Annotated in this window: 25 protein-coding genes and 1 riboswitch; of the genes, 10 read left to right on the top strand and 15 right to left on the bottom strand. The window is 69.0% G+C overall.

What is annotated here, in order from left to right:
* Positions 1-212: 212 nt before the first annotated feature.
* Genes ACWF7A_RS37725 through ACWF7A_RS37715 form a run of 3 tightly spaced genes read right to left on the bottom strand, consistent with a single transcriptional unit; the run spans position 213 to position 2949 of the window.
* Positions 213-1190: an ABC transporter substrate-binding protein gene (locus ACWF7A_RS37725; protein ID WP_452255291.1), complete on the bottom strand. Its 978-nt coding sequence runs from the start codon at positions 1188-1190 to the stop codon at positions 213-215.
* Positions 1187-1927, bottom strand: a complete 741-nt coding sequence (locus ACWF7A_RS37720) for an ABC transporter ATP-binding protein (protein ID WP_452255290.1) — start codon at positions 1925-1927, stop codon at positions 1187-1189. The genes ACWF7A_RS37725 and ACWF7A_RS37720 overlap by 4 nt, the downstream gene beginning before the upstream one ends.
* The gene (locus ACWF7A_RS37715) at positions 1927-2949 is read right to left on the bottom strand and encodes a FecCD family ABC transporter permease (protein ID WP_452255289.1); all 1023 of its coding nucleotides are present in this window, start codon (positions 2947-2949) and stop codon (positions 1927-1929) included. The genes ACWF7A_RS37720 and ACWF7A_RS37715 overlap by 1 nt, the downstream gene beginning before the upstream one ends.
* Positions 2950-2982: 33 nt before the next feature.
* Positions 2983-3121: riboswitch (cobalamin riboswitch) on the bottom strand.
* Positions 3122-3208: 87 nt separating this feature from the next.
* Here ACWF7A_RS37715 and ACWF7A_RS37710 point away from each other — a divergent pair.
* A complete protein-coding gene (locus ACWF7A_RS37710; protein WP_452255288.1) occupies positions 3209-3628 on the top strand; it encodes a YciI family protein in 420 nt (139 codons plus the stop codon).
* A gap of 48 nt (positions 3629-3676) precedes the next feature.
* Here the strand turns inward: ACWF7A_RS37710 and ACWF7A_RS37705 are convergent, their stop codons facing one another.
* The 4 genes from ACWF7A_RS37705 to serA all read right to left on the bottom strand — a co-directional run bounded on the left by ACWF7A_RS37705 (position 3677) and on the right by serA (position 10612).
* Complete coding sequence (locus tag ACWF7A_RS37705; RefSeq protein ID WP_452255287.1) at positions 3677-4108, bottom strand: hypothetical protein; 432 nt, start codon at positions 4106-4108, stop codon at positions 3677-3679.
* Positions 4109-4186: 78 nt separating this feature from the next.
* Complete coding sequence (locus ACWF7A_RS37700) at positions 4187-5224, bottom strand: 3-isopropylmalate dehydrogenase (RefSeq protein WP_045310656.1); 1038 nt, start codon at positions 5222-5224, stop codon at positions 4187-4189.
* Positions 5225-5500: 276 nt separating this feature from the next.
* Positions 5501-8773, bottom strand: a complete 3273-nt coding sequence (locus tag ACWF7A_RS37695; protein ID WP_452255286.1) for a S8 family peptidase — start codon at positions 8771-8773, stop codon at positions 5501-5503.
* Positions 8774-9016: 243 nt separating this feature from the next.
* Positions 9017-10612 (bottom strand): phosphoglycerate dehydrogenase, encoded by a 1596-nt coding sequence (gene serA, locus ACWF7A_RS37690; RefSeq protein ID WP_452255285.1) that lies wholly within the window; start codon positions 10610-10612, stop codon positions 9017-9019.
* Between the two features lie 264 nt (positions 10613-10876).
* Here serA and ACWF7A_RS37685 point away from each other — a divergent pair, with 264 nt between their 5' ends.
* Positions 10877-11212, top strand: a complete 336-nt coding sequence (locus ACWF7A_RS37685; protein ID WP_452255284.1) for a hypothetical protein — start codon at positions 10877-10879, stop codon at positions 11210-11212.
* A 4-nt stretch (positions 11213-11216) separates the two neighbouring features.
* Here the strand turns inward: ACWF7A_RS37685 and ACWF7A_RS37680 are convergent, their stop codons facing one another.
* The 4 genes from ACWF7A_RS37680 to ACWF7A_RS37665 all read right to left on the bottom strand — a co-directional run bounded on the left by ACWF7A_RS37680 (position 11217) and on the right by ACWF7A_RS37665 (position 14945).
* Positions 11217-11480, bottom strand: coding sequence for a DUF397 domain-containing protein (locus ACWF7A_RS37680; RefSeq protein WP_089925599.1), 264 nt, complete (start codon positions 11478-11480; stop codon positions 11217-11219).
* Between the two features lie 90 nt (positions 11481-11570).
* On the bottom strand, positions 11571-12584 hold the full coding sequence (gene ilvC / locus ACWF7A_RS37675; protein ID WP_452255283.1) for a ketol-acid reductoisomerase: 1014 nt from the start codon (positions 12582-12584) through the stop codon (positions 11571-11573).
* A gap of 22 nt (positions 12585-12606) precedes the next feature.
* Positions 12607-13113, bottom strand: a complete 507-nt coding sequence (gene ilvN / locus ACWF7A_RS37670) for an acetolactate synthase small subunit (protein WP_030479767.1) — start codon at positions 13111-13113, stop codon at positions 12607-12609.
* Positions 13113-14945, bottom strand: a complete 1833-nt coding sequence (locus ACWF7A_RS37665; RefSeq protein WP_452255282.1) for an acetolactate synthase large subunit — start codon at positions 14943-14945, stop codon at positions 13113-13115. The genes ilvN and ACWF7A_RS37665 overlap by 1 nt, the downstream gene beginning before the upstream one ends.
* Before the next feature lie 232 nt (positions 14946-15177).
* Between ACWF7A_RS37665 and ACWF7A_RS37660 the strand changes: the two genes are divergently transcribed.
* From ACWF7A_RS37660 to ilvD, 3 genes are all read left to right on the top strand, one after another.
* Positions 15178-15666 (top strand): PH domain-containing protein, encoded by a 489-nt coding sequence (locus tag ACWF7A_RS37660; protein ID WP_452255281.1) that lies wholly within the window; start codon positions 15178-15180, stop codon positions 15664-15666.
* Positions 15663-16088, top strand: a complete 426-nt coding sequence (locus tag ACWF7A_RS37655; protein ID WP_452255280.1) for a vitamin K epoxide reductase family protein — start codon at positions 15663-15665, stop codon at positions 16086-16088. The genes ACWF7A_RS37660 and ACWF7A_RS37655 overlap by 4 nt, the downstream gene beginning before the upstream one ends.
* 77 nt (positions 16089-16165) lie before the next feature.
* Positions 16166-18010 (top strand): dihydroxy-acid dehydratase, encoded by a 1845-nt coding sequence (ilvD, locus tag ACWF7A_RS37650; RefSeq protein ID WP_452255279.1) that lies wholly within the window; start codon positions 16166-16168, stop codon positions 18008-18010.
* On the opposite strand, the gene ACWF7A_RS37645 is transcribed toward ilvD, so the two are convergent.
* From ACWF7A_RS37645 to ACWF7A_RS37635, 3 genes are all read right to left on the bottom strand, one after another.
* Entirely contained in the window at positions 18007-18246 is a 240-nt protein-coding gene (locus tag ACWF7A_RS37645; RefSeq protein WP_452255278.1) for a hypothetical protein, read from the bottom strand. The two genes, ilvD and ACWF7A_RS37645, sit on opposite strands and share 4 nt — an antisense overlap.
* 10 nt (positions 18247-18256) lie before the next feature.
* Complete coding sequence (locus ACWF7A_RS37640; RefSeq protein WP_452255277.1) at positions 18257-18985, bottom strand: DoxX family protein; 729 nt, start codon at positions 18983-18985, stop codon at positions 18257-18259.
* Positions 18986-19054: 69 nt separating this feature from the next.
* Positions 19055-19999, bottom strand: coding sequence for a 2-hydroxyacid dehydrogenase (locus ACWF7A_RS37635; RefSeq protein ID WP_452255276.1), 945 nt, complete (start codon positions 19997-19999; stop codon positions 19055-19057).
* Here ACWF7A_RS37635 and ACWF7A_RS37630 point away from each other — a divergent pair.
* Both ACWF7A_RS37630 and ACWF7A_RS37625 read left to right on the top strand, forming a co-directional pair.
* Positions 19998-20876 (top strand): alpha/beta fold hydrolase, encoded by an 879-nt coding sequence (locus ACWF7A_RS37630; RefSeq protein ID WP_452255275.1) that lies wholly within the window; start codon positions 19998-20000, stop codon positions 20874-20876. The genes ACWF7A_RS37635 and ACWF7A_RS37630 overlap by 2 nt on opposite strands.
* 35 nt (positions 20877-20911) lie before the next feature.
* Entirely contained in the window at positions 20912-22072 is a 1161-nt protein-coding gene (locus tag ACWF7A_RS37625; protein ID WP_452255274.1) for a PQQ-dependent sugar dehydrogenase, read from the top strand.
* Here ACWF7A_RS37625 and ACWF7A_RS37620 read toward each other — a convergent pair.
* A complete protein-coding gene (locus tag ACWF7A_RS37620; RefSeq protein WP_452255273.1) occupies positions 22062-23009 on the bottom strand; it encodes a LysR family transcriptional regulator in 948 nt (315 codons plus the stop codon). The genes ACWF7A_RS37625 and ACWF7A_RS37620 overlap by 11 nt on opposite strands.
* A gap of 146 nt (positions 23010-23155) precedes the next feature.
* Between ACWF7A_RS37620 and ACWF7A_RS37615 the strand changes: the two genes are divergently transcribed.
* Genes ACWF7A_RS37615 through ACWF7A_RS37605 form a run of 3 tightly spaced genes read left to right on the top strand, consistent with a single transcriptional unit; the run spans position 23156 to position 24410 of the window.
* Positions 23156-23680 carry a hypothetical protein gene (locus ACWF7A_RS37615; protein ID WP_452255272.1) on the top strand — a complete coding sequence of 175 codons (525 nt, stop codon included), beginning with the start codon at positions 23156-23158 and terminating at the stop codon, positions 23678-23680.
* Positions 23677-24045: an SgcJ/EcaC family oxidoreductase gene (locus ACWF7A_RS37610; RefSeq protein WP_452255271.1), complete on the top strand. Its 369-nt coding sequence runs from the start codon at positions 23677-23679 to the stop codon at positions 24043-24045. Before ACWF7A_RS37615 ends, ACWF7A_RS37610 begins: the two co-directional genes overlap by 4 nt.
* Positions 24042-24410, top strand: coding sequence for a VOC family protein (locus ACWF7A_RS37605; RefSeq protein WP_452255270.1), 369 nt, complete (start codon positions 24042-24044; stop codon positions 24408-24410). Before ACWF7A_RS37610 ends, ACWF7A_RS37605 begins: the two co-directional genes overlap by 4 nt.
* Positions 24411-24496: the final 86 nt, after the last annotated feature.

Here is a 24496-nt window from a genome sequence, read left to right as displayed (position 1 = left end):
TCTCCTCATCCGGGCAAACAAAAAGACCCCCCGCGGGATGCGAGAGGTCTGCGCGTCGGGTGCCAGGGGCGGCAACTACCCGACGCGCTCGTCAATAATGATGGCGGTGAACTGAGCCATGGCGGGGATGCTGCCACAGCTCAGCTCGGCGTACCAAGCGACGGGAGGAAATCTCCCACTATCTGGTCACGGGTTCACGCCTGTGACAGCGCCTACGCCCCGGCGAGGAACTTCGCGAACGCCTCGATGGACGCCGCGTTGCGCGGAGACTCGACCAGCGCCGCATACGGCAGTGAGAAGAACCGCTTGTTCTTCACCGCGGGCGAGTTGGCCAGCGGGGCGAAGCCCTCCAGGAACGCCTGCTTCTGTTCGGGCGTGTTCGCCTCGCCGTCCGCGTAGTCCACGATGAGCACGACCTCCGGGTCGCGCTGCACCACGGTCTCCCAGTTCACCGTCGTCCAGCTGTCGTTCAGGTCCCCGAAGACGTTGTCCCCGCCGGCCTTCGAGATCACGTCCTGCGGCGCCGCGTTCCTGCCGGACGTGAACGGCTGGTCCTGCCCGCTGTCGTAGAGGAACACCTTCGGACGCGGCTTGCCCGCCATCAGCTTGCCGGCGTTCTCGATCTGCTGCTGGTAGCCCTTCACGAGCTCCTCGGCCTTGGCCTCGACCCGGAAGATCTTCCCCAGGTTGCGCAGGTCCGTGTACAACGCGTCGAGTGCGGGCATGATGCCCCGCTGCTTGCCGACTCCGTTGCGACAGGCCTCGGTCAGCTGGTAGGTGCCGATCCCCAGTTCCTTCAGCGCGTCCGGGGTGAACCCGGTGCTCTCGCTGAAGCCGTAGTTCCACCCGGCGAAGACCAGGTCCGCGTTCGCTCCCTGCACGACCTCCTTCGACACCTTGTCGGACAGGTGCTTCACGCTCTCGAAGTCGGCCTTCCACGGCGAGGTCCGCACGTCGACGGAGTCCTTGCCGCTGATTACGTACCCCGCCATCCGGTCCTTCAGGCCCAGCGCGAACATCAGCTCGGTGATGCCGGTGTCGTTGGTGACCACTTTGGACGGGACGCGGTCGAACGTGACCTGCTGACCGCAGTTCGTGATGGTCACCGGGTCGGACGCGGAGGTGTCGGAGGCGACCGTCGCGCCGCAGCCGGAGACGAGCAGCAGCACTGCGCAGACAACGGTTCTCAAGGGGTGACCTCCTGGTCGAACAGGAGCTGGGGCACTCCTGTGGTGGGGTGGCGCACGACGTGCGCCGTGACGTGGAAGACCTTGGCGATCAGCTCGGGCACGAGGACCTCGTCCGGGGTGCCGGAGGCGACGACCCGTCCTTCGTCCAGCACGTAGAGGCGGTCGCAGAAGGACGCGGCGAGGTTCAGGTCGTGCAGCACGGTCAGGACCGTGATGCCGAGACCTCGTGCCAGGGAGAGGACGTCCAGCTGGTGCCGGATGTCGAGGTGGTTGGTCGGTTCGTCCAGCACCAGCACGCGCGGCTGCTGGGCGACGGCCCGCGCGATCAGCACGCGCTGCCGTTCGCCGCCGGACAGGCTGAGGAAGCTGCGGGACGCGAGGTGCGAGACGTCCACTGTGGCCAGTGACTCGGCCACCACCCGCGCGTCGAGAGCCGGGTCGCGGTCGTGCGGCAGGCGTCCCATCTCCACGACCTCGGCGACCGTGAAGTCGAACTCGACCTGCGACTCCTGGGACAGCGCGGAGAGGTCGCGGGCGACGGAGCGTCGCTTGTGGACGTTCTCGCCGTCGAGCAGCACCGCGCCCGCGTCCGGCTTCAACGCCCGGTAGACGCAGCGCAACGTCGTGGACTTGCCGCTGCCGTTCGGGCCGACGATGCCGACCACCTCGCCGTCGGCGTGCAGCGAGATGTCCGTGATGATGCCGCGCACGGTGACCTGGTCGATCTCGACGCGCATCAGCGGCCTCCGAAGACGTAGGACCGGCGGCGCATCAGGAAGATGAAGCACGGCACGCCGAGTGCGGCGGTGATGACGCCGAGCGGCAGCTCCTCCGGCGCCGCGAGCATCCGCGCGGCCACGTCGACCCAGACCAGGAACGAGGCTCCGGCGAGCGGCGCGAGGGCGAGCACCTTGCGGTGGTCGGCGCCGACGACCATGCGGGTGAGGTGCGGCAGCATCAGGCCGACGAAGCCGACCGCTCCGCTGACCGCCACCAGCACGCCGGTCATGGCCGCGGTGACGATGAACAGGTGCGTGCGGAACCGGTTGACCGGCACGCCGAGCGTCGTCGCGGTCTCGTCGCCCATCGCCATCGCGTTGAGCTGCCGCGCTTTGGTCGCGAGGTAGACGATCCCCGCGAGAGTCACCACGGCGGCGACCGGCAGCGACTGCCAGTTCGCGCCGCCGAGGCTGCCGAGCAACCAGAACATCGCGGCCCGCGCCGCCTCACCTCGCGGCGCCTGGAACACCAGCAGCATCGCCACGGCGGAGAACCCGTACGCCAGCGCGGTTCCGGTCAGCACGAGCCGCAACGGTGTGAGCCCCCGGCTCGTGCGCGCGGTGATGTAGACCAGAGCCGTGGCTCCGAGGCCGGTCAGGAAGGCCCCCACGGACAGCGCGTAGACACCGAACCCGGACAGCACACCGAGCGTCGCCACGGCCGTCGCGCCCACGCTCGCGCCCGACGAGATGCCGAGCACGTACGGGTCGGCGAGCGCGTTGCGGACCATCGCCTGGATCGCGACGCCGACCGCGCTCAGCCCGGCCCCCACGACGGCGGCGAGCAGCACGCGAGGCAGCCGGATGTCCCAGACGATGTGGTACTGCCCGGCGAGGTCCGCGGGGACGGTGCCGCCGGTGAGCGCCTCCCGGAGCAGGGAGACGGTGACGTCGAACGGCACGGAGACGGGGCCGAGCGCGACGCCCGCCACGATGCTGACGACGAGCACGCCGACGAGCGCACTGATCTTGGAGATCACTGGGTCCTTCCCGCAGTCCACGGCGGAGTTGGAGTTCCTCGGTCGTCGCGCGCGGGTGTTCGGGCTCGTCCCCTGCCAAAGGGGGACCTACCGTTGCGGGTCAGCGCCGGACTCAGACCGGTCTTCCCCCACGTACGACGTCAGTGACCCTACCTGCGGAAACAGAAAGTTCGGAAATTTTCCGGGTGTGATGTCGATCCGGCACCGGGCCCGTTCGACCTGTGGACGCCAAGCGAGAACCGGACCAGGGAGACACACCGTGAAGTACATGCTGATCATGCGCGCCACCGACGAGGCCTACGCGAACATGGGCGAGTTCGACTTCGACAAGATGCTCGAGACGGTCGGCGCGTACAACGAGGAACTGATCCGCGCCGGTGTGCTGCTCGCCGCCGAGGGCCTGGACGACGCCACCACGGGCGTCGTCGTCGACTACTCGCAGGAGCCGCCGGTCGTCACGGACGGCCCGTACGGCGAGACCAAGGAGCTGTTCAACGGCTTCTACCTCATCAACGTCGCGTCGATCCAGGAGGCGGTCGAGTGGGCGAAGCGCATGCCGATGACCGGGCCCGGGTTCAAGACCGAGATCCGCCGCGTGCCGTCCATCGAGGAGTTCCCGCAGGACAACGAGTGGATCAAGAAGGAGCGCGCGTGGCGTGAGGCCAACGGCCAGCTCTGATCCGCGGAGGGGAACACCGCAGCCCGGCCGGAACCTCCTGGCCGGGCTTCAGGACAACGGGGTGAAGTGCACGTGGAAGTGGAGATCGGTGCGGGAGCTGTTGCTCCGGGCGATCCACCACTCACCTGCCCGCACCAGCGCACCCGCGTAGTCGTGGTAGACCTCGCCCACACACGTCGTGGGCGGGTTCTCCGGCCCGACCAGCAACTTCACCCGCGCGTTCCAGCCGCCGGTGAAGTACACCGAGACGAACCCCGTCCTCTCGGCTTGGTACAGGGCGTCCAGCTTCATCTCGGTCCGCTGCCCCAGCGGTTCCGCGGCCCGCACCGCCGACGCGGCCCGCGCGGCGAGTGCCTCCAGGCGGCGCTCGTCGGCCAGCAGCGGCCGCACGGCCTCCAGTTGACCGCCCAGCACCCGCACCTGCTGCTCCAGCTCGGCGACCCTGGTCTCCAACGCCGTCCGTCGTGCTGACCCGAACACGAAACCCCCTGGGAATTCAGACGAACCCGGCCCCGGCACCACTGGGGTGCCGGGGCCGGAGAGTCCTGCTGATGAACCTCAGCCCGTGCGGACGTTCGACGACACGAGTGCCGCGAGACGGTCGCCGATGGCGTAGGTGGCCCCAGGCGACTGGTGGTCCCTGGTCGCGAGATCAAAGGCCACGGAGGCCTCGATCCGGCGGGCCGCCTCGTGCTCGCCGAGGTGGTCGAGCAGCAGCGCGACCGACAGCACGGCGGCCGTCGGGTCGGCGATGCCCTGGCCCGCGATGTCCGGCGCCGAACCGTGGACCGGCTCGAACATCGACGGGTTGCGCCGCGTGACGTCCATGTTCCCCGACGCGGCCAGGCCGATGCCACCCGTGACGGCGGCGGCGAGGTCGGTCAGGATGTCGCCGAACAGGTTGTCCGTGACGATCACGTCGTAGCGGCCCGGGTCGGTGACCATGTGAATGGTCGCCGCGTCCACGTGCTGGTAGGCGACGGTGACGTCCGGGTGCTGCAGCGAGACCTCCTCCACGACGCGCGACCACAACGAGCCGGCGTGCGTGAGGACGTTCGTCTTGTGCACCAGCGTCAGGTGCCGGCGCTGACGGTTCGCGGCGCGCGCGAACGCGTCCCTCACCACGCGCTCGACGCCGAACGAGGTGTTCAGCGAGACCTCGGTGGCGATCTCGTGCGGCGTGTCCTTGCGGAGCAGGCCGCCGTTGCCCGCGTACGGGCCCTCGGTGCCCTCGCGCACCACCACCATGTCGATCTCCGGCGGGTCCGCGAGCGGGCTGCGGACACCGGGGTAGAGACGAGCCGGGCGGAGGTTCACGTGGTGGTCGAGTTCGAAGCGGAGCCTCAGAAGCAGGCCTCGCTCCAGGATTCCGCTCGGCACCGACGGGTCGCCGACCGCGCCGAGCAGGATCGCGTCGTGCTGGCGAAGCTCACCGAGCACCGACTCGGGCAACAACTCTCCCGTGGCGTGCCAGCGCGCCGCGCCGAGGTCGTAACGAGTGATCTCGGCCGCCGGAACGACCTCACCGAGGACCTTCAGGGCCTCAGCGATGACCTCGGGCCCGATCCCGTCTCCTGGGATCACTGCGAGCCGCATCCACACACCTCCCAGGTGTCAGTCCCCAATTGGTGGGACTACTTTCCTTCGCGAAAGGCTACCGGCATGCAGGCCGCTCGCCGCATGCCGGACACCCCATCGGGGTGTTATCTCCCGTACTGCGGGACACCCACACGGCCCATATCACGCTTTCGAGTGTCACTCGACCGCAGGAACGGGGTCGCGTCAAGGGGTGACGGCAGGCAGTTCCGAGCCGTGACAGGCCGAGAGGCCCGGTTCCAAACGAAGAACCGGGCCTCTCGTAAAACATCCGATCTAGTAGGCGCCCCGCCCACCGGACTTCACCAGGACGACCGACGCGCGGTCACCGTTGGCGTTGTGGTGGTTGAGCACCAGCAGGCCGTCGGACTTGTCGGCCTTCAGCGAGGCCTCGTTCTTGTTGACGACGAGCGCGGTGCCCGGCTTCGCGAGGTACGACAGGGCCGCGTCGCCGCCGCCCTGCGCCCACAGACCCGGCTTGAGCGGGTCGTAGGACAGGTTGCGGTCGATGACGTCGACGAGCTTGTTCGCGTTGCCCGGCGCGGCGTAGTAACCACCGACGCCCACGACGTACGACAGGCGTGCCGTGTCCTTCGACGCGTCGATGCCCAGGGCGCTCAGCAGCACCGGCAGGACGACGACGTTGGTGTCCTGGACGTTCGCGTCGACATCGCCGAACAGGCCGTTCACGCCCTGGATGTCGACGGTCTCGCCCGTCTTCAGGTCCACGGTGGACGCGACCAGCAGATCGGTGTCGGTCAGGCGGGTCGCGAACACCTCGAAGTCCGCGGTGCCGTCACCGTTGGTGTCGATGTCGACGAACGGGATGGTGTTCTTGCCCAGGTTGTACCAGTTGCCCCAGGTCGCGACACCGAACGCGAGCAGCGCCTCCTCGGGCTTGCCCTGCGCCTTGGCCAGCGGGGCCGTGGAGGCCGCGCCGACGTAGCGGAGGTCACCGCCCTTGGCGGTCTCGTTGAGCGCGCAGTTCTCGGTGACGTTGCGCTTGCAGTCGCGCAGCTTCGGCGACTGGGCCTGCAGCTCGAGGACGCTGATCAGCGAGCGGTAGGCCTGCGAGCCGGTGCCCTGGTCGATGCCCTTGCCGGACACGTTCAGGACGGCCTGCTTGTCGTTGCCCCGGAACTTGAGGCTGGACGCGGTCTTGATGTCCGCGACCGGCTTCGGCGCCGAGTAGACCGACAGGCGCAGCGGCACCGTGGCGCCGGCGGTCGGCGTGAAGGTCACGCGGCCGGAGGCGTCCGCGAGGAACTGGCGCGGCACGTCGAGCTGGTTCGGCTCGACCGTCGAGTCGACGGTCTTGCGCAGCGCCTTCGGGTCGGTGATCTTCAGCGTCACCTTGACCTTCGCGATGCCGCGCGGGCTCAGCTTGACCTTGTCCTGCGAGAGCACGTAGCTCACGCCGGGGATCGTCGTGGCCGCGGCGTAGCCGACCTTGTACTCCACGGACTTCGTGGACTTGTTGACCAGCTTGATGGTCTTGGACTTCTCGACCGGCTTCGAGACCTCGACGACGCCGAAGTTCGCGCTGACGTAGCCGTTGTCCTCCTCGACGTAGGCGAGGACCTGGTTGTCGATCGCGGACTTGCCGTCCACGCGGCCGGTGCCGACCCGGTTGGGGGCGAAGGTCTTGCCGTTCTCCTTCACGTCCGCACCGGCGGTGTTCATGATCGAGGCCTTGACCTCCTCCAGCGTCCAGTCCGGGTGCGCCTGGCGGACCAGGGCGGCGATGCCGGCGACGTGCGGGGACGCCATCGACGTACCGGAGATCACCAGGCGGTCGTTGCCGGAACCGACGGCGGTCGACGAGATCGTGTCACCGGGGGCCGCGACGTCCGGCTTGATGGACTGGCCGCGGGTGCCGCGGCTGGTGAACGCGCTCGGGGTGTCCGAAATGGACTGGTCGTACGTCGCCGTGGAGGTGCGCAGGGCACCCGCGAGGCGGACGACCAGCGTGCCCGCGTCCAGCGCCGGGCGCACCGCGGTGGTGGCCGAGCCGGTGAACTGGAACATCGGGATGGCCGCGTTGCCCGCGATGCCCGCCGCGAAGTTCTCCAGGGTGGACGAGAGCAGCACGCCCTGGCCGCCCGCGGCCTGCACGTTGTTGGCACGGACGCCGGAACCACAGCGGCGCGTCGCGTCGTTGTCGTCCCACTCCAGCCAGACGAACTTGCCGGCGACGGCGTCCGTGATCGGCTGGCAGCCGTCGAGGTTGCCGGCCTGGGTGAGCTTCACGACCGGGAGTTCCTTGTCGTAGCCCAGGTACCCGGTGAAGTTCTGGCTGTACTGGCCGGGCTTCTGCCCCTGACCCTTCACCTCGGCGCCGTCACGCAGCACGTACGAGTCGCGCGTGGAGGCGACGGTCAGCGCCTCGGGCGTGTTGCCCGGCGAGCCGCCGATGTCGTAGAGGTCGCCGCCGTTGCCCGCGGAGAAGACCGGCATGACGCCGACCTTGTACAGCTTCTTCACGAAGAGGCTGTCGGGGTCGTCCGGGGCGCCGTAGTCGGAGCCGAGCGACAGGTTGACCACGTCGAGGTGGTCGGAGAAGTCGCCGTCGCCGTCGGGGTCGAGCGACCAGTCGAGGGCCTGCGAGGTGACGTTGGTCGAGCCCTCGCAGCCGAAGACCTTCAGCGCGAAGATCTGGGCCTTCGGCGCGGTGCCGGGGCCGATCTTCATCTCGTTGAGCTTCGCGGCGTCGAGCTTGGTGTAGTCACCCTTGAACGTGCTGCCGTCGGCGTTCTCGCCGAAACCGGCCGTGGTGCCCGCGACGTGCGAGCCGTGGCCGTTGCAGTCGATGGGGTTCGGGTCCGGCTTCGGCGTGTTGATCGCCGGGTCGGTGCTCTCCCCGTCGTAGTCCTCACCGACGAAGTCGTACCCGCCGACGACCTTCGAGGTCGGGAAGTTCGGGTCCTTCACGCGCGGGTCGACGGCCTCGAACGCCGCGACGGTGCCGGGGCCGCCGAAGTTCGCGTGCGTGTAGTCGACGCCGGTGTCGATGATGCCGACGCGGATGTCGTCACCGAGCTTGCCGTACTGCTGCCAGACGTTGAGCGTCCTCGTGAGCTGGACGGCGTTCGAGTTCTGGCGCTTCTTCGGCACGACCGGGTAGACCGCGAGGACGTCGGGGCGCTGCGCGAGGTCGCGGACCTTCTGCGCGTCGGCCTTCACGACGACGCCGGGGACGCCGTTGGAGGTCCGGTAGAGCTCCTTGGTCTGCGTGTCGGCGCTCTTGAGCTGGCCGACGACCTGGTCCACGGTGGCGGCGGTGTCGTTCTTGGCCTGCTTCGCGGCCTGCTTCGCGACTTCCTTGCCCTGGCTCTTCTTCTCGTCGAACGCGTCGACGGCCGGCTTGCGGTCGAGCGCGACGAACGCGGTGACCGCGCCCGCGGCGTTCAGCCTGGGAGAAACCTTGAGGTGCAACGCTTTCGCGTCCAGCCCCTGTGCACCCTTGACCGGCTGCGCGAGCGGTTCGCTCTGCGCCTGTGCGGTGGCGGGTGCGATCAGCAGTGTGGTGATGGCAGAGAACACCACCAAACTCGATCGTCTCTTCACAACGTTGCCCCAACCGAGGTGTGTGCCTTCGACCCGAGTGGAAAACGTGCCGTGCCCTCTACGGCACCGGGTCAACCTCGTGGGGACGCTAATCGCTGATCGTGTCTCTGCGACTGCCCCGAAAGTATGAATGTGGTCTACGGATAGTTGCCTGTTACGACTTCGTTGTGAACGACGATAGCCACGGGAAGGGGACTTTGACCGTCCCCTTCCCGTTTGTCGTGACTATCCGAAGTCGACAGAGCGAACGGTGCGCGCGCCGACGGCGGCACCGATCGGGTCGAGCACCGCGGTGTCGACCGGGCGGTCGACGCGCAGCACCATGACGGCGTCGCTGCCGGTCTGGCTGATCTGCGCGGCCTCGATGTTCACGCCGGCCTCGCCGAGCAGCGTGCCGACCGTGCCCATGACACCGGGACGGTCCGGGTACTCCAGCAGCAGCACGGTGCCCTCGGCCCGGAGGTCGAAGTTGCGGCCGTTGATGTTCACCAGCTTCTCGACCTGCGCGATGCCGCTGACGGTGCCGGACACGGTGTTCGTCGTGCCGTCCGCCTGCACGGCCTTGACCGTGACGAGGCTGCGGTGGTTCGGGCTCTCGGTCTCCTTGACGAGCTCGACGCTCACGCCCAGGTCGGCCGCGAGGCTCGGCGCGTTCACGAACGTCACCTGCGACTCGACGACCTTGGAGAACACCCCGCGCAGCGCGGCGAGCGGCAGGATCGCGACGTCCTCATTGGACAGTTCGCCGCGGACCTCGACGGTGACGCTGGTCGGGGCCTTGGGCGAGAGTGCACTGAGGACGGTGCCGAGCTTCTGCACCAGCGGCAGGTACGGGCGAACCTCCTCGCCGACCGCACCGCCCTGGACGTTGACGGCGTCCGGCACGAACTCGCCGGCGAGCGCGAGGATGGTGCTCTTCGCGACGTCGGTGCCCGCGCGGTCCTGCGCCTCGGCCGTGGACGCGCCGAGGTGCGGCGTGACGACGATGCCCGGCACGTTGAAGAGCGGGCTCTCGGTCGTGGGCTCGGTGGAGAAGACGTCGATGCCGGCGCCGCCGACCTGGCCTTCCTTCACGGCCTCGGCGAGGGCCTCCTCGTCGATGAGGCCACCGCGGGCCGCGTTGACGATGATGACGCCGCGCTTGGCCTTCGCCAGCTGCTCCGCGCCGATGAGGCCCTTGGTCTCCGGCGTCTTCGGCAGGTGGATGCTGATCGCGTCGGCACGCTCCAGCAGCGCCTCGAGGCTCACGAGCTCGATGCCGAGCTGGGCGGCGCGCGCGGCGGACACGTACGGGTCGTAGGCGATGAGCTCGACGCCGAACGCGGCGATGCGCTGCGCGAACAGCTGGCCGATCTTGCCGAGGCCGACGACGCCGACGGTCTTGCCGTTCAGCTCGACGCCGTTGAACTTGGAGCGCTTCCACTCGTGGTTCTGCAGCGTCTCGTGCGCGGCCGGGATCTGGCGCGCGACGCTCAGCAGCAGCGCCACGGCGTGCTCGGCGGCGCTGACGATGTTGGACGTCGGGGCGTTGACGACCATCACGCCGTTCTGCGTGGCGGCCGGGACCTCGACGTTGTCCAGGCCGACACCCGCGCGGGCCACGACCTTGAGCTTGCGCGTGGCCGCGAAGACCTCGGCGTTCACCTGGGTGGCGGAACGGACCAGCAGGGCGTCCGCGTCGGCGACGGCGGCGAGGAGGGCTTCGCGGTCGGTGCCGTCCACGTGGCGCACTTCGACGCCGTCGCCGAGAGCGTCCAGGACGGACGGCGCGAGCTTCTCGGCGATGAGGACAACAGGTCGGCTCGTGTTGCTCACGGACATCGCTCCCAGGAAGGGTCGGATCGTGGGGCGCGGGCGTGGTCGGGGGCGGCTGGCCCGCGCCGACCGGAGCACCGCAATGTGTCCGGACTGTTAACGAGCATAGACAGGGGGACCGGAAGAGCCTTCGAGCGGGTGGCCCAGCTCACGAATCCCGTCTTGCTGTATGGGACGAATCCCGCTGGACACGGGCTGACCAGCCTCCACGCCGCCCACGTGCTGGGAAATGACCGGCTCCGGTCCGGCACCCCTTGTTAGCTTGCGCCGATGGGGTGTCTGACAGACCTGCACGGCGGCTTCCGCGACGACGAGCAGCGCTCACGTGCGCAGAAGGTCGTCAGCGACCGGCTCGCCGACGACCGCGAGCAGGAGGAATGCCGGTACCTCATGAGGTTCATGTGGCAACTGCGCATGTCGTACCGCGAGGTCTGCGTCGAGGAGCTGCGGACTCACGTCGGAACGGAGAAGCTCGCCGCCGTCGAAGCTCTGGTCGAGGCCGTCAGAACCTCCCACGACCGGATCGACGCCTGGATCGAGGCGACGGAGCGGGAGTTCCCCGTCGTCGAGGACCGCGGCCACGCGATCTGGTCGGCCCAGCCGTAGGCCCTTACCAGGGCTCGTCGAACTCCCCGTCCTTCGCGCCCAGCACGAACGCGTCCCACTCCGCCATCGTGAACGTGAGCACGGGCTCGAGCTGCTTGGAGTTGCGCATCGCGACGTAGGTGGCGCCGTCGGTGTGCTCGATGAACGCGATCTCGACGTGGCCGTCCTCGGGCTCGGGCTCCGGCGGGCGCTTCCACTGCGCGTTGCGCAGGTCGAGCTTGCCGCGCACGTGGGCCTTGTCGTCGTAGATCGGCGCGCTATCCGTCATGCGGAAGAAGCTAGCGGATGGATGCGAACGAAAAGCGGAAAGGCCCGCGGAGCGTCACACGCGCTCCACGGGCCTCCCCTGGGAAAAGCCTCAGGCGGTCTCGGTGATCGGGCGGTCGACCCACGACATCATGTCGCGGAGCTTCTTGCCGGTGACCTCGATCGGGTGGTTCTCACCCTCCTGCTGCAGCTTCTTGTAGTTCGCGCGGCCGTTGTCGTCCTCGGCCACCCACTCGTTGGCGAAGGTGCCGTCCTGGATCTCGGTGAGGATCTTCTTCATCTCCTCCTTGACCGAGGCGGTGACGACGCGCGGGCCGCGGGTCAGGTCACCGAACTCGGCCGTGTCGGAGATCGAGTAGCGCATGCGGGCGATGCCGCCCTCGTACATGAGGTCGACGATCAGCTTGAGCTCGTGCAGGCACTCGAAGTACGCGACCTCGGGGGCGTAACCGGCCTCGGTCAGCACCTCGAAGCCCGCCTGCACCAGCGCGGAGGCGCCACCGCAGAGGACGGCCTGCTCGCCGAAGAGGTCGGTCTCGGTCTCTTCCTTGAACGTCGTCTTGATGACGCCGGCGCGCGTACCGCCGATGCCCTTCGCGTAGGAGAGGGCGAGCGCCTGGGCGTTGCCCGACGCGTCCTGCTCGACCGCGATGAGCGCCGGAACGCCCTTGCCGTCGACGAACTGGCGGCGGACCAGGTGGCCCGGGCCCTTCGGCGCGACCATGGCGACGTCCACACCGGACGGAGCCGTGATGAGGCCGTAGCGGATGTTGAAGCCGTGGCCGAAGAAGATCGCGTCGCCCTCGTTGAGGTTCGCGGCGATCTCGTCGGCGTAGATGTGGCGCTGCGCGGTGTCCGGCGCGAGGATCATGATCACGTCGGCCCACGCGGAGACCTCGGACGGCGTACCGACCTCGAGGCCGGCTTCCTCGGCCTTGTCGCGGGACTTCGAGCCCTCCTTCAGGCCGATGCGGACCTCGACGCCGGAGTCGCGCAGGGACAGCGCGTGGGCGTGGCCCTGGCTGCCGTAGCCGATCACGGCCACCTTGCGGCCCTGGATGATGCTCAGGTCGGCATCGTCGTCGTAGAAGATCTCGACGCTCACAGTAATTCCCTACTTTCTAGTTCTAACGAACCGCGGTGGCGGTGATGGAACGAGCGCCACGGCCGATGGCGACCATGCCGGACTGGACGATTTCGCGAAGCCCGTAGGGCTCCAGCATGCGCAGCAACGCGTCGAGTTTTTCAGACGTGCCGGTGGCCTCGATCGTGACCGCTTCCGGGGACACGTCGACGACCTTCGCGCGGAAGAGCTGAACGGTCTCGAGGACCTGCGACCGCACCGTCGCGTCCGCACGAACCTTAATCAACACCAGCTGCCGCTGAACGGAGGCCGACGGCTCCAGCTCCACGATCTTGATGACGTTGATGAGCTTGTTGAGCTGCTTGGTCACCTGCTCCAGCGGCAGCTCGTCGACCGACACCACGATGGTCATGCGCGAGATGTCGGGGTACTCGGTGCGGCCGACCGCGAGCGACTCGATGTTGAAGCCGCGGCGGGAGAACAGGCCGGCGACGCGTGCGAGCACACCGGGCTTGTCCTCGACCAAAACGCTCAGCGTGTGCCTGGTCATCACAGGTCCTCATCGAACAGGGGGCGGATGCCGCGGGCGGCCATGATCTCGGAGTTGCCGGTGCCCGCCGCGACCATGGGCCACACCTGGGCGTCCTTGCCGACGACGAAGTCGACGACGACCGGGCGGTCGTTGATCTCCAGCGCCTTCGCGATCACCTCGTCGACCTCCTCACGCGACTCCGCGCGCAGACCCGCGCAACCGAGAGCTTCCGCCAGGAGCTTGAAGTCTGGGATGCGGTGCTTGTGCGTCCCCAGATCCGTGTTGGAGTACCGCTCGCCGTAGAACAGCGTCTGCCACTGGCGGACCATGCCCAGGTTGCCGTTGTTGATCACGGCGATCTTCACCGGCAGGCCCTCGATGGCGCAGGTGGCGAGCTCCTGGTTGGTCATCTGGAAGCAGCCGTCGCCGTCGATGGCCCACACCGTGGTGCCCGGCACGCCGGCCTTGATGCCCATCGCGGCGGGAACGGCGAAGCCCATGGTGCCGAGGCCGCCGGAGTTGATCCACGTGCGGGGGTGCTCGTACTTCACGAACTGCGCGGCCCACATCTGGTGCTGGCCGACGCCCGCGGTGTAGATCGTGTCGGCCGGCGAGAGCGCGCCGATGCGTTCGATGACGTACTGCGGGGACAGCGTGCCGTCCTCGGGCCAGTCGTAGCCCAGCGGGAACGTCTCGCGCAGTGAGCGCAGCGTCGTCCACCACGGCTCGAGGTCGACGGCCTTGGCCGTCTCGCGCTCGGTGCGGACGGCGTCGATCAGCTCGGTGATGATCTCCTTGCAGTCGCCCACGATCGGGACGTCCGCGCGGCGGTTCTTGGAGATCTCGGCCGGGTCGATGTCGGCGTGGATGATCTGCGCGTCGGGGGCGAACGAGCCGAGCTGGCCGGTGACTCGGTCGTCGAACCGGGCGCCCAGCGCGATCAGCAGGTCCGACTTCTGCATCGCCGCGACGGCCGCGACGGTGCCGTGCATGCCGGGCATGCCCAGGTGCTGGTCGTGCGAGTCGGGGAACGCGCCCCGCGCCATCAGCGTCGTGACGACCGGGATGCCGGTGTCCTCCGCCAGGCGCAGCAGCTCGGCGTTCGCGTCCGCCTTGATGACGCCGCCACCCACGTAGAGAACGGGCTTGCGGGCGTTGACGATCAGCTTGGCGGCTTCGCGCACCTGCTTGCCGTGCGGCCGGGTCGTCGGCCGGTAACCGGGCAGGCGCATCTCGGGCGGCCACGAGAAGCTGGTCTGCTCCTGCAGCACGTCCTTCGGGATGTCGACGAGGACCGGGCCGGGTCGGCCGGTCGCCGCGATGTGGAACGCCTCCGCGATCGCCCGCGGGATGTCCGCCGGGTCGGTCACGAGGACGTTGTGCTTGGTGATCGGCATCGTGATGCCGCAGATGTCCGCCTCCTGGAAGGCGTCCGTGCCGATCAGCGGCCGCGACTGCTGGCCGGTGATCGCGACGATCGGCACGGAGTCCATGTTCGCGTCCGCGATCGGGGTGACGAGGTTCGTCGCACCCGGCCCCGAGGTCGCCATGCAGACCCCGACCTTGCCGGTGGCCTGCGCGTACCCGGTCGCCGCGTGTCCCGCGCCCTGCTCGTGGCGGACGAGGATGTGCCGGACCTTCGTGGAGTCCAGCAGCGGGTCGTACGCGGGAAGGATCGTCCCGCCGGGAATGCCGAAGACAACTTCGCAGCCGACCGCCTCGAGCGACCGCACAAGCGACTGAGCACCGGTCACACGGATCGGTGCGCCCGTGGGCGGGGCCGGTTTGGGCCGCGGACCTGGACGTGGCGACGTGGGCTCGGGAGCCTGTCGCGATGGTGCGCTGGTCATCTCATTGCCTCGTGGGTATCGGGGTCCGGACACGAAAAAACCCTCGACAACCCGAAGATGGGTCGTGCGAGGGTCGCGCGTCGACGCAGGCTGTTCGGCTCAGGCGTCGACGCGCCTGAGAAGTACGAGAACGAGCGTGCGCTGCATGAAGCGGACGTTATCGCCTCGCGCAAGAGTGCGTCAACTCTGCGGGATGGAATTCCCGGATCGTGGACGTGGAACAATCGTCCGAGTGAAGAAGCTGGTCTTTCGCATCCCGGCAACGGCCCTGCTCGCGGCGGGTCTGATCACCATCTGCGTCACCCCTGTGGCGTGGGTCATCCCCGGGCTGCAGGTGCTCTACGTCTTTCCGCTCGGCTACGCGTACTGGGTGATCCGCAACCGCACGACGGTCACCGAGGAGGAGATCGTCGCGCGCGGCCTGTTCGGCACGACGAGGCTGAAGTGGACCGAGGTGAAGTCCATCCGCCTCGTCGAGAAGGGCTGGCTGCGCGCGGTCAGGGAGGACGCCTCCGAGGTGACGCTGCCCGCGGTGCGGTTCATGCACCTGCCGGCGCTGTCGCTGGTCAGCGGTGGGCGCGTGCCCGACCCGACGATCCGGGAAGAGGCCGAGGAGCCCGCCGGGGAACCTGTCGCGGAACCCGTCGAGGAATCCACCGAAGACGTGGCCGACGAGGCTGCGAAGGTGGAGCCGGAGAAGTCAGTACAGTCGGAGAAGTGATCAAACGGGTTCCGCTGCTGAGCCTGCTGCTGTCCATCGCAGGCCTGCTGACCTCGGCTTATCTGACGTACACGCACTTCGACGCGAACGCGCTGCTGTGCTCGGCGGACACCGTCGTCGACTGTGAGACCGTGACCACGAGCGAGCAGTCGGCGTTGCTGGGCATCCCCGTCGCGTTCCTCGGGCTGGCCTTCTTCGCGTTCCTGACGGTGATCTGCCTCCCGTTCGCGTGGCGGGTCGAGGCGCTGAAGTGGGTGCGTCTAGCGGCGGTCGGCGTCGGCGTGCTGATGGTCGTCTACCTGGTCGCGGCCGAGCTCCTCATCATCGGCAAGATCTGCCTGTGGTGCACCGTCGTGCACGTGATCACGCTCGCACTGGCGTATCTGCTGGTCTCGGCAAGCCTGCGCACAAGTAACCTTTGAGGCACCGCTCCCAGACTGGTGGACGCCTCACCCCCGCGTCCCGCGCGCCTTTTTCTTGAACTGAATCTGGAGGAGCAGTGCCTCAGCTCCGCTCTCGCACCACCACGCACGGTCGCAACGCCGCCGGAGCCCGCGCCCTCTGGCGCGCGACCGGCATGACCGACAGCGACTTCGGCAAGCCGATCATCGCGATCGCCAACTCCTACACGCAGTTCGTGCCGGGTCACGTGCACCTGCGTGATCTCGGGGACATCGTGGCCGAGGCGGTGCGCGAGGCGGGCGGTGTCGCACGCGAGTTCCACACCATCGCCGTCGACGACGGCATCGCCATGGGCCACAGCGGGATGCTCTACTCGCTGCCCAGCCGCGAGATCATCGCCGACTCCGTCGAGTACATGGTCAACGCGCACCAGGCCGACGCGATCGTCTGCATCTCGAACTGCGACAAGATCACGCCCGGCATGCTCAACGCGGCCATGCGCCTCAACATCCCCGTCGTGTTCGTGTCCGGCGGCCCGATGGAGGCCGGCAAGGCCGTCGTCGTCGAGGGTGTCGCCGTCGCGCCGACGGACCTGATCACCGCGATCTCCGCGTCGGCCTCCCCCGCCGTGAGCGAGGACGGGCTGTCCGAGGTCGAGCGCTCCGCGTGCCCGACGTGCGGTTCGTGCTCCGGCATGTTCACCGCGAACTCCATGAACTGCCTCACCGAGGCCCTCGGCCTGTCGCTGCCGGGCAACGGCTCGACGCTGGCCACGCACGCCGCGCGCCGCGAGCTGTTCTCCGAGGCCGGCCGTGTCGTCGTCGAGCTGTGCAGGCGCTGGTACGGCGAGGACGACGAGTCGGCGCTGCCGCGGTCGATCGCGAACCGCAAGGCCTTCGAGAACGCGATGGCGCTCGACATGGCCATGGGCGGCTCGACGAACACCGTGCTGCACATCCTCGCCGCCGCGCAGGAGGGCGAGATCGACTTCACGCTGCAGGACATCGACGACCTGTCGCGTCGCGTGCCGTGCCTGTCGAAGGTGTCGCCGAACAGCGACTACCACATGGAGGACGTGCACCGGGCCGGCGGAATCCCCGCCCTGCTGGGCGAGCTCTACCGCGCCGGGCTGCTCAACGACGACGTCACGTCGGTGCACACGCCGACGCTGGCCGAGTGGCTCGGCAAGTGGGACATCCGCGCGGAGAACCCGTCTCCGGAGGCGATCGAGCTGTTCCACGCCGCTCCCGGTGGCGTGCGCACGACCGAGGCGTTCTCGACGTCGAACCGCTGGTCCTCTTTGGACACCGACGCGGCCGGCGGCTGCATCCGCGACGACGAGCACGCCTACACGCGCGACGGCGGCCTGAACGTGCTGCGCGGCAACCTGGCCGAGCGCGGCGCGATCATCAAGTCCGCGGGCATCGACGAGGAGCTGTGGCACTTCGAGGGCCCGGCGCGCGTCGTCGAGTCCCAGGAGCAGGCCGTCTCGGCGATCCTGAACAAGGAGATCCAGGCGGGCGAGGTCCTGGTCGTGCGCTACGAGGGCCCGTCCGGCGGTCCCGGTATGCAGGAGATGCTGCACCCGACCGCGTTCCTCAAGGGTTCGGGTCTCGGCAAGAAGTGCGCGCTGATCACGGACGGCCGGTTCTCCGGCGGTTCGTCGGGCCTCTCGATCGGCCACATCTCGCCGGAGGCGGCGGGCGGCGGCACGATCGGCCTGGTCCAGAACGGCGACCGGATCCTGATCGACGTGCACGAGCGCCGTCTCGAGCTGCTGGTGGACGCCGACGTGCTGGCCGAGCGCCGCGCGAAGATGGAGGCGTCGGAGCGGCCGTGGCAGCCGGTGGACCGGATCCGTCCGGTGACGGCGGCGCTGCGGGCGTACGCGCGGATGGCGACGGACGCGTCCACGGGCGCTGTGCGCAACCCGGATCTCTAAACGAACGCCAGCGCGAGACAGACACCGAAGACCAGCCAGCCCGTCAGCGGTCCGCTGACGGGCTGGTTCGTTCTCTTGACCATGACGCCGCCGACGATCAGGCCCGCGAGCAGGCCGAGCGGCGGCAGCAGCGACTTCGCGGTGAGGCCGAACGGGAACGCCACGAGGTAGACGACCGGGATCCCGACCACCAGCAGGGCGAGCTGGAGCACCGCTCCCGTCACGTTCTTCCGCATGCGGGAGTTCTTACCGGAAGACGAAGTAGGTCACCGCGGCGCCGCCGATGCCGATCACCAGCGCGATGAACCCGGCCGCCAGCGGGTGGCGGAACCAGCTGCGGTTGTAGTCCAGGGCGGCCCGGCCGGGCCCGGCGAACAACGCCGCGAAGGCCATGCCCGCGAGCGCCAGCTCCAGCTCCACGCCGTTGGGGCCGAAGAAGCCGCCCTTGTACTGCAGCGCGATGACGTTGGCCATCACGGCGAGCAGGCCCGCCGCCGCGAGCGGGGTGAAGAGGCCCAGCACGAGCAGACCGCCGCCGGCCAGCTCGGTGATGCCGGTGACCCAGGCGAGCACGACGGACTCGCGGTAGCCCATCTTCTCGAGCGACTGCGCGAAGCCGTTGATGCCGGGACCGCCGAAGAGCCCGAAGACCTTCTGCAGCCCGTGCAGCACGAAGATGCCGCCGAGCACCGCCCGCAGCCCGAGCAGGCCGATGTCCGGGCCGGCGGTCCAGCCGAACTTCTTCCGCTCGTCCTCGAACGGGTCCTCGTCGCGGGGGTCCACAGTGGACGTGTCCAGCGGCGTGTAGGCCGTCGTGTCGAACGACTTCGTGGTCGAGTCGTACGGCGACAGGACGTCCGACCCGGCTCTGGTGGTGCCGTCGTCGAAGTGGTGCACTCCCCCTCCGCTGCTCGAGTAGAACGAGTCGTCGGAGAAAGCGCTCGAACTCGCCGAGCCTTTGTCGTGAGTAGCCACGCCCGCACGCTAGGGGGCCTCGCGCGGGCGCGCGAGAGCCGAACGGCAGCCCAGTTTCACCCAGTTGGACTAATAAGTCCCGTGGACCAGATTGCGAGGTTCCTCCCCCGCCGCGAACCGCGCGATCTCCGCGATCGCGATGGCGTACGCACGACGCCCGCTGCCCGTGCACGACCCGGCCACGTGCGGGGTCAGGAACAGGCCCGGCACGGTCCACAGTGGATGATCGGCGGGCAGCGGTTCGGGGTCGGTCACGTCGAGGGCCGCGCGCAGCCGCCCCGACGTCAGCTCGGCGACCAGCGCGCCGGTGTCCACGACCGGGCCGCGTGCACCGTTGACCAGGATCGCGTTGTCCTTCATCGCGGCCAGGAACTTGGCGTCGACGAGGTGCCGGGTCTCCTCCGTCATGGGCGTGAAGATCACCACCGCGTCGAACTCGGGCAGCAACGACGGCAGTTCGTCCTGGCCGTGCACGCCTTCGCGGGCGGTGCGGCCCACGAGCGTGGCGGTGGCGTTGAACGGTTCGAGGCGCTTGCGCAGCTGCTCGCCGAGGTCACCGGCTCCGACGATCAAGACCTTCTTGTCCTGCAAGGTGTCCGTGGAGTGGTAGTCCCAGCGGCCGTCGACGCGTGCCTTCTCGAAGACGAAGAAGTCCCGGTAGATCGCGATCAACGCGCCGATGGCCCACTCCGCGGTGCTGCCGCCGTGGGCGCCCCGGCAGGTGGAGAGCAGCACACCGTCGGGCACCTTGCCGACGAAGTTCTCGGCTCCGGCACTGAGCAGCTGCACGAGCTTCAGGTTCGACAGCTGCCCGAAGACCTCGCGCGGGTCGGTGCCCGAGAGGAACCGCGGGATCAGGACCTCGGCGTGGAGCCCGTCGGCCGGAAGTGCCTCTCCCGGCTCGTAACGAACAGCCCGGACACCGTCCACCTGAGACAGCGCTTGAACTCCGAAATCATCTGGCACGAGCACGGTGAGCGTCACCCCAGCAAAGTACGTCAGAATGTCCGTCATGCGGGAGCACGACGTCATCGCGTGGGACGGCACGAAGATCCGGACGTGGCAGGCACCAGGTGAGGGAACACCGGTGCTGCTGTGCCCCGGCGTGGGTTCCGGACCCGAGTCGTGGCCGTCGCTGACCGATCGCGGCGGCCTGCTGAGCTGGTACATGCGCGGCACGATGGGCTCGGACCGGCCGGTCGACGAGCGCAACATCTCGCTGGACGACCACGTGTCGGACGCGATCTCGGCGCTGGACGAAGCGGGCATCGAGCGGTGCGTCGTCATGGGCTGGTCGATGGGCGTGACGATCGCGACGGAGCTGGCGTTGCGTCATCCGGAACGGGTGGCGGGTCTGCTGCTCGTCGCCGGTGCGCCGGGCGACTCGTTCGACGCCATGCTGCCGCTCGTTCCCAGGAACGTGCGCCGGTTCGTCGGGCTGACGGGCGCGAAGCTGTTGCAGCAGGCCGGTCCGGTGCTGGACGAGGTGCTGCACCGCCTCCCGGTGACGGACGCGACGACGTTCCTGTTGCGGCACAGCGGCGTGATCAAGTCGTCGAGCGACCCGAAGGCCGTCACGCAGGCGGTGAGCCGGTTCCTGCAGCACGACTGGCGCTGGTACTTCACGCTGGCGCTCGCCCTGGGCGCGACGCCGCGTCAGGACCTGAGCCCGATCGTGTGCCCGGTCACACTCCTGGCCGGGCGGGACGACGTGCTGGCGACGACGGAGAGCATGTCCGGGCCCGTCGGCGCGCTGCCGCAGGCACGGCTGCGGGTGCTGCCGTGCAGCCACTACCTGCCGCTCGAGGCGCCCGAGGTGGTCAGCGCCGAGCTCGACCTGCTGCTCGACCGGGTGCGCGCGGTCGACTTCGCCACGTCCGGGAGAAGTTGACTTCGGGTTCACGGTCGCGCGCCTAACCTGGGGTCGTGGTTCGTTCCGTTGCGTTGCTGACCGCCGCCTGCCTGCTGGCAGGGGGCTGCGCGAGCTTTCCCGACGAGCCGGCGCCGACGCAGTGGAGCGTGCAACCACAGCTGACCCCGCAGGCAGGCCCGAAGCCCGAGCTGCCGGGCGAGTACCGCCCGACGCCGGGCGACCCGGGCCGCAACCCGGCACCGCAGAGCGTGCCGCCGCCGCAGGGCTGCAAGGACTACCACCCGGCCGTCGTGGCCACGTGCCTCAACCCCGTCACGGGCGTCGCCCCGATCGGCGCGGACGCCAAGGGCGGCGTCGCGGCGTACGCGACCGAACGCACCGGCCGTCTGCTCAAGGTCACCAAGGACGTCGACCCGGTCGTGGTCGCCCAGATCGAGGCCGACGCGTCGACCGACGGCGGCCTGACGGGCCTGACGCTCTCGGCGACGTTCGCCGAGGACCAGCTCGCGTACGTCTACGTGACGACGGCGACGGACAACCGGGTGCTGCGCATCGCCCCCGGTGACACGCCCAAGCCGATCCTCACCGGCATCCCGAAGGGCCCGTCGGGCAACCGGGGTGTGCTGGCGAGCGACCGCAAGGGCGCGATCCTCGTCGCGACCGGGGACGCCGGGAACCCCGCGCTGGCCGCCGACCCGAACTCGCTCGCGGGCAAGGTGCTGCGCATCGACGGCTCCGGCCAGCCCGCCCAGGGCAACCCGACGGCCGGCAGCGCGGTCGTCTCGTCCGGGCTGCGGCTGCCCGGCGGTCTGTGCGTCTCCGCGGACACCTCGAAGGTCTGGGTGACGGACTGGGCCGCGAACGCCGACGTCGTCTACCGCGTCCAGCCGGGCAAGCTCGGCGAGGCCGCGTGGAGCTGGCCCGACAAGCCCGGCGTGATGGGCTGCGCGTCGTACTCGGACCAGCTGACGCTGGCGACGTCCAAGACGCCCGGCCTGCAGTCGTTGTCGATGAACGCGGCGGGCGCCTTCACCGGCAAACCCGAGCTCATGATGCAGCAGGACGGCTTCGGCCTGCTCGGGCCGGTGGAGATGCTGAACGAGTCGGCGTCGCTGGTCGGCACGGTCAACAAGGCCGGTGGCCAGCCCGTGTCGTCGGACGACCGGGTCGTCATCATCGTGCGTCCGGACCCCGCGGGCGGATCTAAGGACTGAGGGCGAACCGCTCTCCTCCGTCGCGCCACCACCGCGCGTAGACCTCGCTCTCCTCGACCAGCTTCAGGTACCCGGTCGCGACCTGCTCGCACAGGTCGTCGATCTCCCCGGCGACCGGCGCGTCCGTGCGCCAGGCCAGCACGACCTCGCGCACCAGCGGGTTCCCCGTGATCGGCAGGCGCGCGACGCCGGACGGGGTGCTGCCGACCGGGTAGAGCGGGCAGACCGCGCCGGACTCCCTGATCAGCGTCAGCGCGACGTGCGCCTCGCTGCTGAAGTGCGCGATCCGCTGCTCGAAGCCGCTCGCCGCGCACTCGCGGGCGAAGTGGGCGTTCATGCCGCTGTCGTCGGGCTCGGGCATGACCCACTTGTCGTCCGCCAGGGCGTCCAGCGCGATCTCCGGCCGCCGTGCGTGCGGGTGGTGCTGGGGCACGCCGACGAACAGCGGTTCGCGGGTCAGCAGGCGATGGCCGACGTTCGGCGGAAGGGTCAGCGGAGTACCGGGGAATTGCCGGAGCACCGCGATGTCGAGTTCGCCCGTCGTGAGCAACGCGGTGAGCGTGCCCGTCTCCTTGACGGTGCGACTCGTGACGTTGTCCTTTAACGCGGCGGCGAGTAGTCCGAAGTGATATGCGGGGATTCCCGCGAGCCTGGTGGGAGCGCTGGCGCATTGCGCGTTACGGCGCGTTACGCGTTCCAGATTGACGAGCTGAGTGAGCATCGACCGGGCTTCCTGCACGAAGTCCTGACCGGTCGGCGTGAGCTTCACACCGTCGGCCGCGCGCAGGAACAACGTGCCGCCCAGATGGTCCTCGATGCGCTTGAGCTGCGTCGTCACCGCGGGCTGGGTCAGGTGCAGCCGGGCGGCGGCCTTGCGCAGGCTGCCGCAGTCGGCGATCGCCACGACCAGTTCGAGATGCCGCACTTCCAGACGCATGAGCCCGATGTTATCGCTCAATGTAATAGGGCCAACACCCTTCGCTATCTCGCGCGAGACCGGATCGTGTCGATACGTTCGCTCGCGTGATGGAATTGGCCGAGCGCCCGGCGCGCACTGACGCGGTGCTGTTTTCGGATCGCGCCGTGAAGACGTTTCTGGAGGCCGCGTCCGCCGAATACTCGTTCATCACCGAGGACGAGCCGAGACCGTGTTTCGCGGTGCTGCTCGGCCGGTCCGCCGGCACCGAGGCCGTGGTGTCCGAGGTGGCGTTCGGCCGCAACGCGCGGCTGACGGACCCGTCGGCGCGGGAGGAGTTCGCGGCGACGATCGTGCCCTGGTTCGGCACGGCGTACGAGAACCCGGTGCGGGCGTGGTGGCTCGATCCCGCCGACCTGCTGACGATCACGCGGGCGGCGGACTCGCGGGACCTCGACGTGCTCGGCTCGATCCACCTGCACCCGGACTGGCACCGGCTGGGCCCCGAGTGCGAGCGGAACCGGCCGTTGAGCGACAGCCCGACGCCGATGGACGAGCACATGTTCCGCAACAGCGGATGGCCTGTGAACGTCGTCTGCTACCTCGAACGCCGCCATGGCGGCCTCTACTACTCGCTTGCCGCATGGGACGCCGAGTGCCTGCGCCTGCCGTTGAGGATGAACCACTCATGACCGAACAGATCTACGCGCTGTGGCAACGCATGGAGCAGGGCTGGGCTGTCGGGGACGGCACCGCGTTCGCCTCCGTCTTCGCCGAGGACGTCGACTTCGTGACCGTGCGCGGTGAGGAGCTGTTCGGGCGTCGGGCGGTGGCACTGGGCCACGGGCAGCTCTTCGCCGGGCCGTACAGCGACACCAAGCTCACCGCCGAGATCAGCCTGATCAGGCCGCTGACCGACGACGTGTCGGTCGTGCACGTCACCTCGTCCATCGCCCCGGCGGGCATCACCACCCACGCGCAGGCCGTCGTCGTGCGGCGTTCCGAGGGCTGGGAGATCGCCGCGTTCCACAACATGATCCCGAAGGGAAAGTCATGAGCAGGCCCAGGTTGCGGCACATCGCGTTCGTCGTGCGGGACGCGAAGGAGATGGCCGACTTCTACACGTCGCGGTTCGGGATGTCGTTGTTCCACACCGATCCCGACGGCAGCCACTTCGTCACCGACGGGTACGTGAACCTGGCGTTGATCCAGCAGCGGCTGGACGGGGACGTGCCCGCGGGGTTCAACCACTTCGGATTCCAGGTCGAGGACGTCGCGCCCTTTCTGGAAACGTTGGAACCGAGGCCCGCGCTCAGGGGCGGGGATCGGCCGTTCGCCGAGTACCGGGCCATCGATCCCGAGGGCAACTGGTTCGATCTGTCGGCGCACGGCTTCCTGCCGCCGGGGGCCGGTGAGGTCTGAGGTTTCAGATGTCGGGGTCCTGGGCAACCTGAGTGCGGGGTACGTGCAAGAGGGGCGGGGAGGCTGTCGGGGCCTCCCCGCCCCTA

It is taken from the genome of Lentzea sp. NPDC055074, from assembly GCF_053608005.1.
This window is presented reverse-complemented; position numbering and strand designations above follow the sequence as displayed.

Coding starts and splice junctions, on each gene's coding strand:
- ACWF7A_RS37635 (WP_452255276.1), bottom strand. CDS start 19,999: ATGACGGACATTCTGACGTACTTTGCTGGGGTGACGCTCACCGTGCTC.
- ACWF7A_RS37685 (WP_452255284.1), top strand. CDS start 10,877: ATGGGGTGTCTGACAGACCTGCACGGCGGCTTCCGCGACGACGAGCAG.
- serA (WP_452255285.1), bottom strand. CDS start 10,612: ATGTCCGTGAGCAACACGAGCCGACCTGTTGTCCTCATCGCCGAGAAG.
- ACWF7A_RS37720 (WP_452255290.1), bottom strand. CDS start 1,927: ATGCGCGTCGAGATCGACCAGGTCACCGTGCGCGGCATCATCACGGAC.
- ACWF7A_RS37620 (WP_452255273.1), bottom strand. CDS start 23,009: ATGCGTCTGGAAGTGCGGCATCTCGAACTGGTCGTGGCGATCGCCGAC.
- ACWF7A_RS37700 (WP_045310656.1), bottom strand. CDS start 5,224: ATGCGGCTCGCAGTGATCCCAGGAGACGGGATCGGGCCCGAGGTCATC.
- ACWF7A_RS37680 (WP_089925599.1), bottom strand. CDS start 11,480: ATGACGGATAGCGCGCCGATCTACGACGACAAGGCCCACGTGCGCGGC.
- ACWF7A_RS37605 (WP_452255270.1), top strand. CDS start 24,042: ATGAGCAGGCCCAGGTTGCGGCACATCGCGTTCGTCGTGCGGGACGCG.
- ilvN (WP_030479767.1), bottom strand. CDS start 13,113: ATGACCAGGCACACGCTGAGCGTTTTGGTCGAGGACAAGCCCGGTGTG.
- ACWF7A_RS37665 (WP_452255282.1), bottom strand. CDS start 14,945: ATGACCAGCGCACCATCGCGACAGGCTCCCGAGCCCACGTCGCCACGT.
- ACWF7A_RS37610 (WP_452255271.1), top strand. CDS start 23,677: ATGACCGAACAGATCTACGCGCTGTGGCAACGCATGGAGCAGGGCTGG.
- ACWF7A_RS37630 (WP_452255275.1), top strand. CDS start 19,998: ATGCGGGAGCACGACGTCATCGCGTGGGACGGCACGAAGATCCGGACG.
- ACWF7A_RS37645 (WP_452255278.1), bottom strand. CDS start 18,246: ATGCGGAAGAACGTGACGGGAGCGGTGCTCCAGCTCGCCCTGCTGGTG.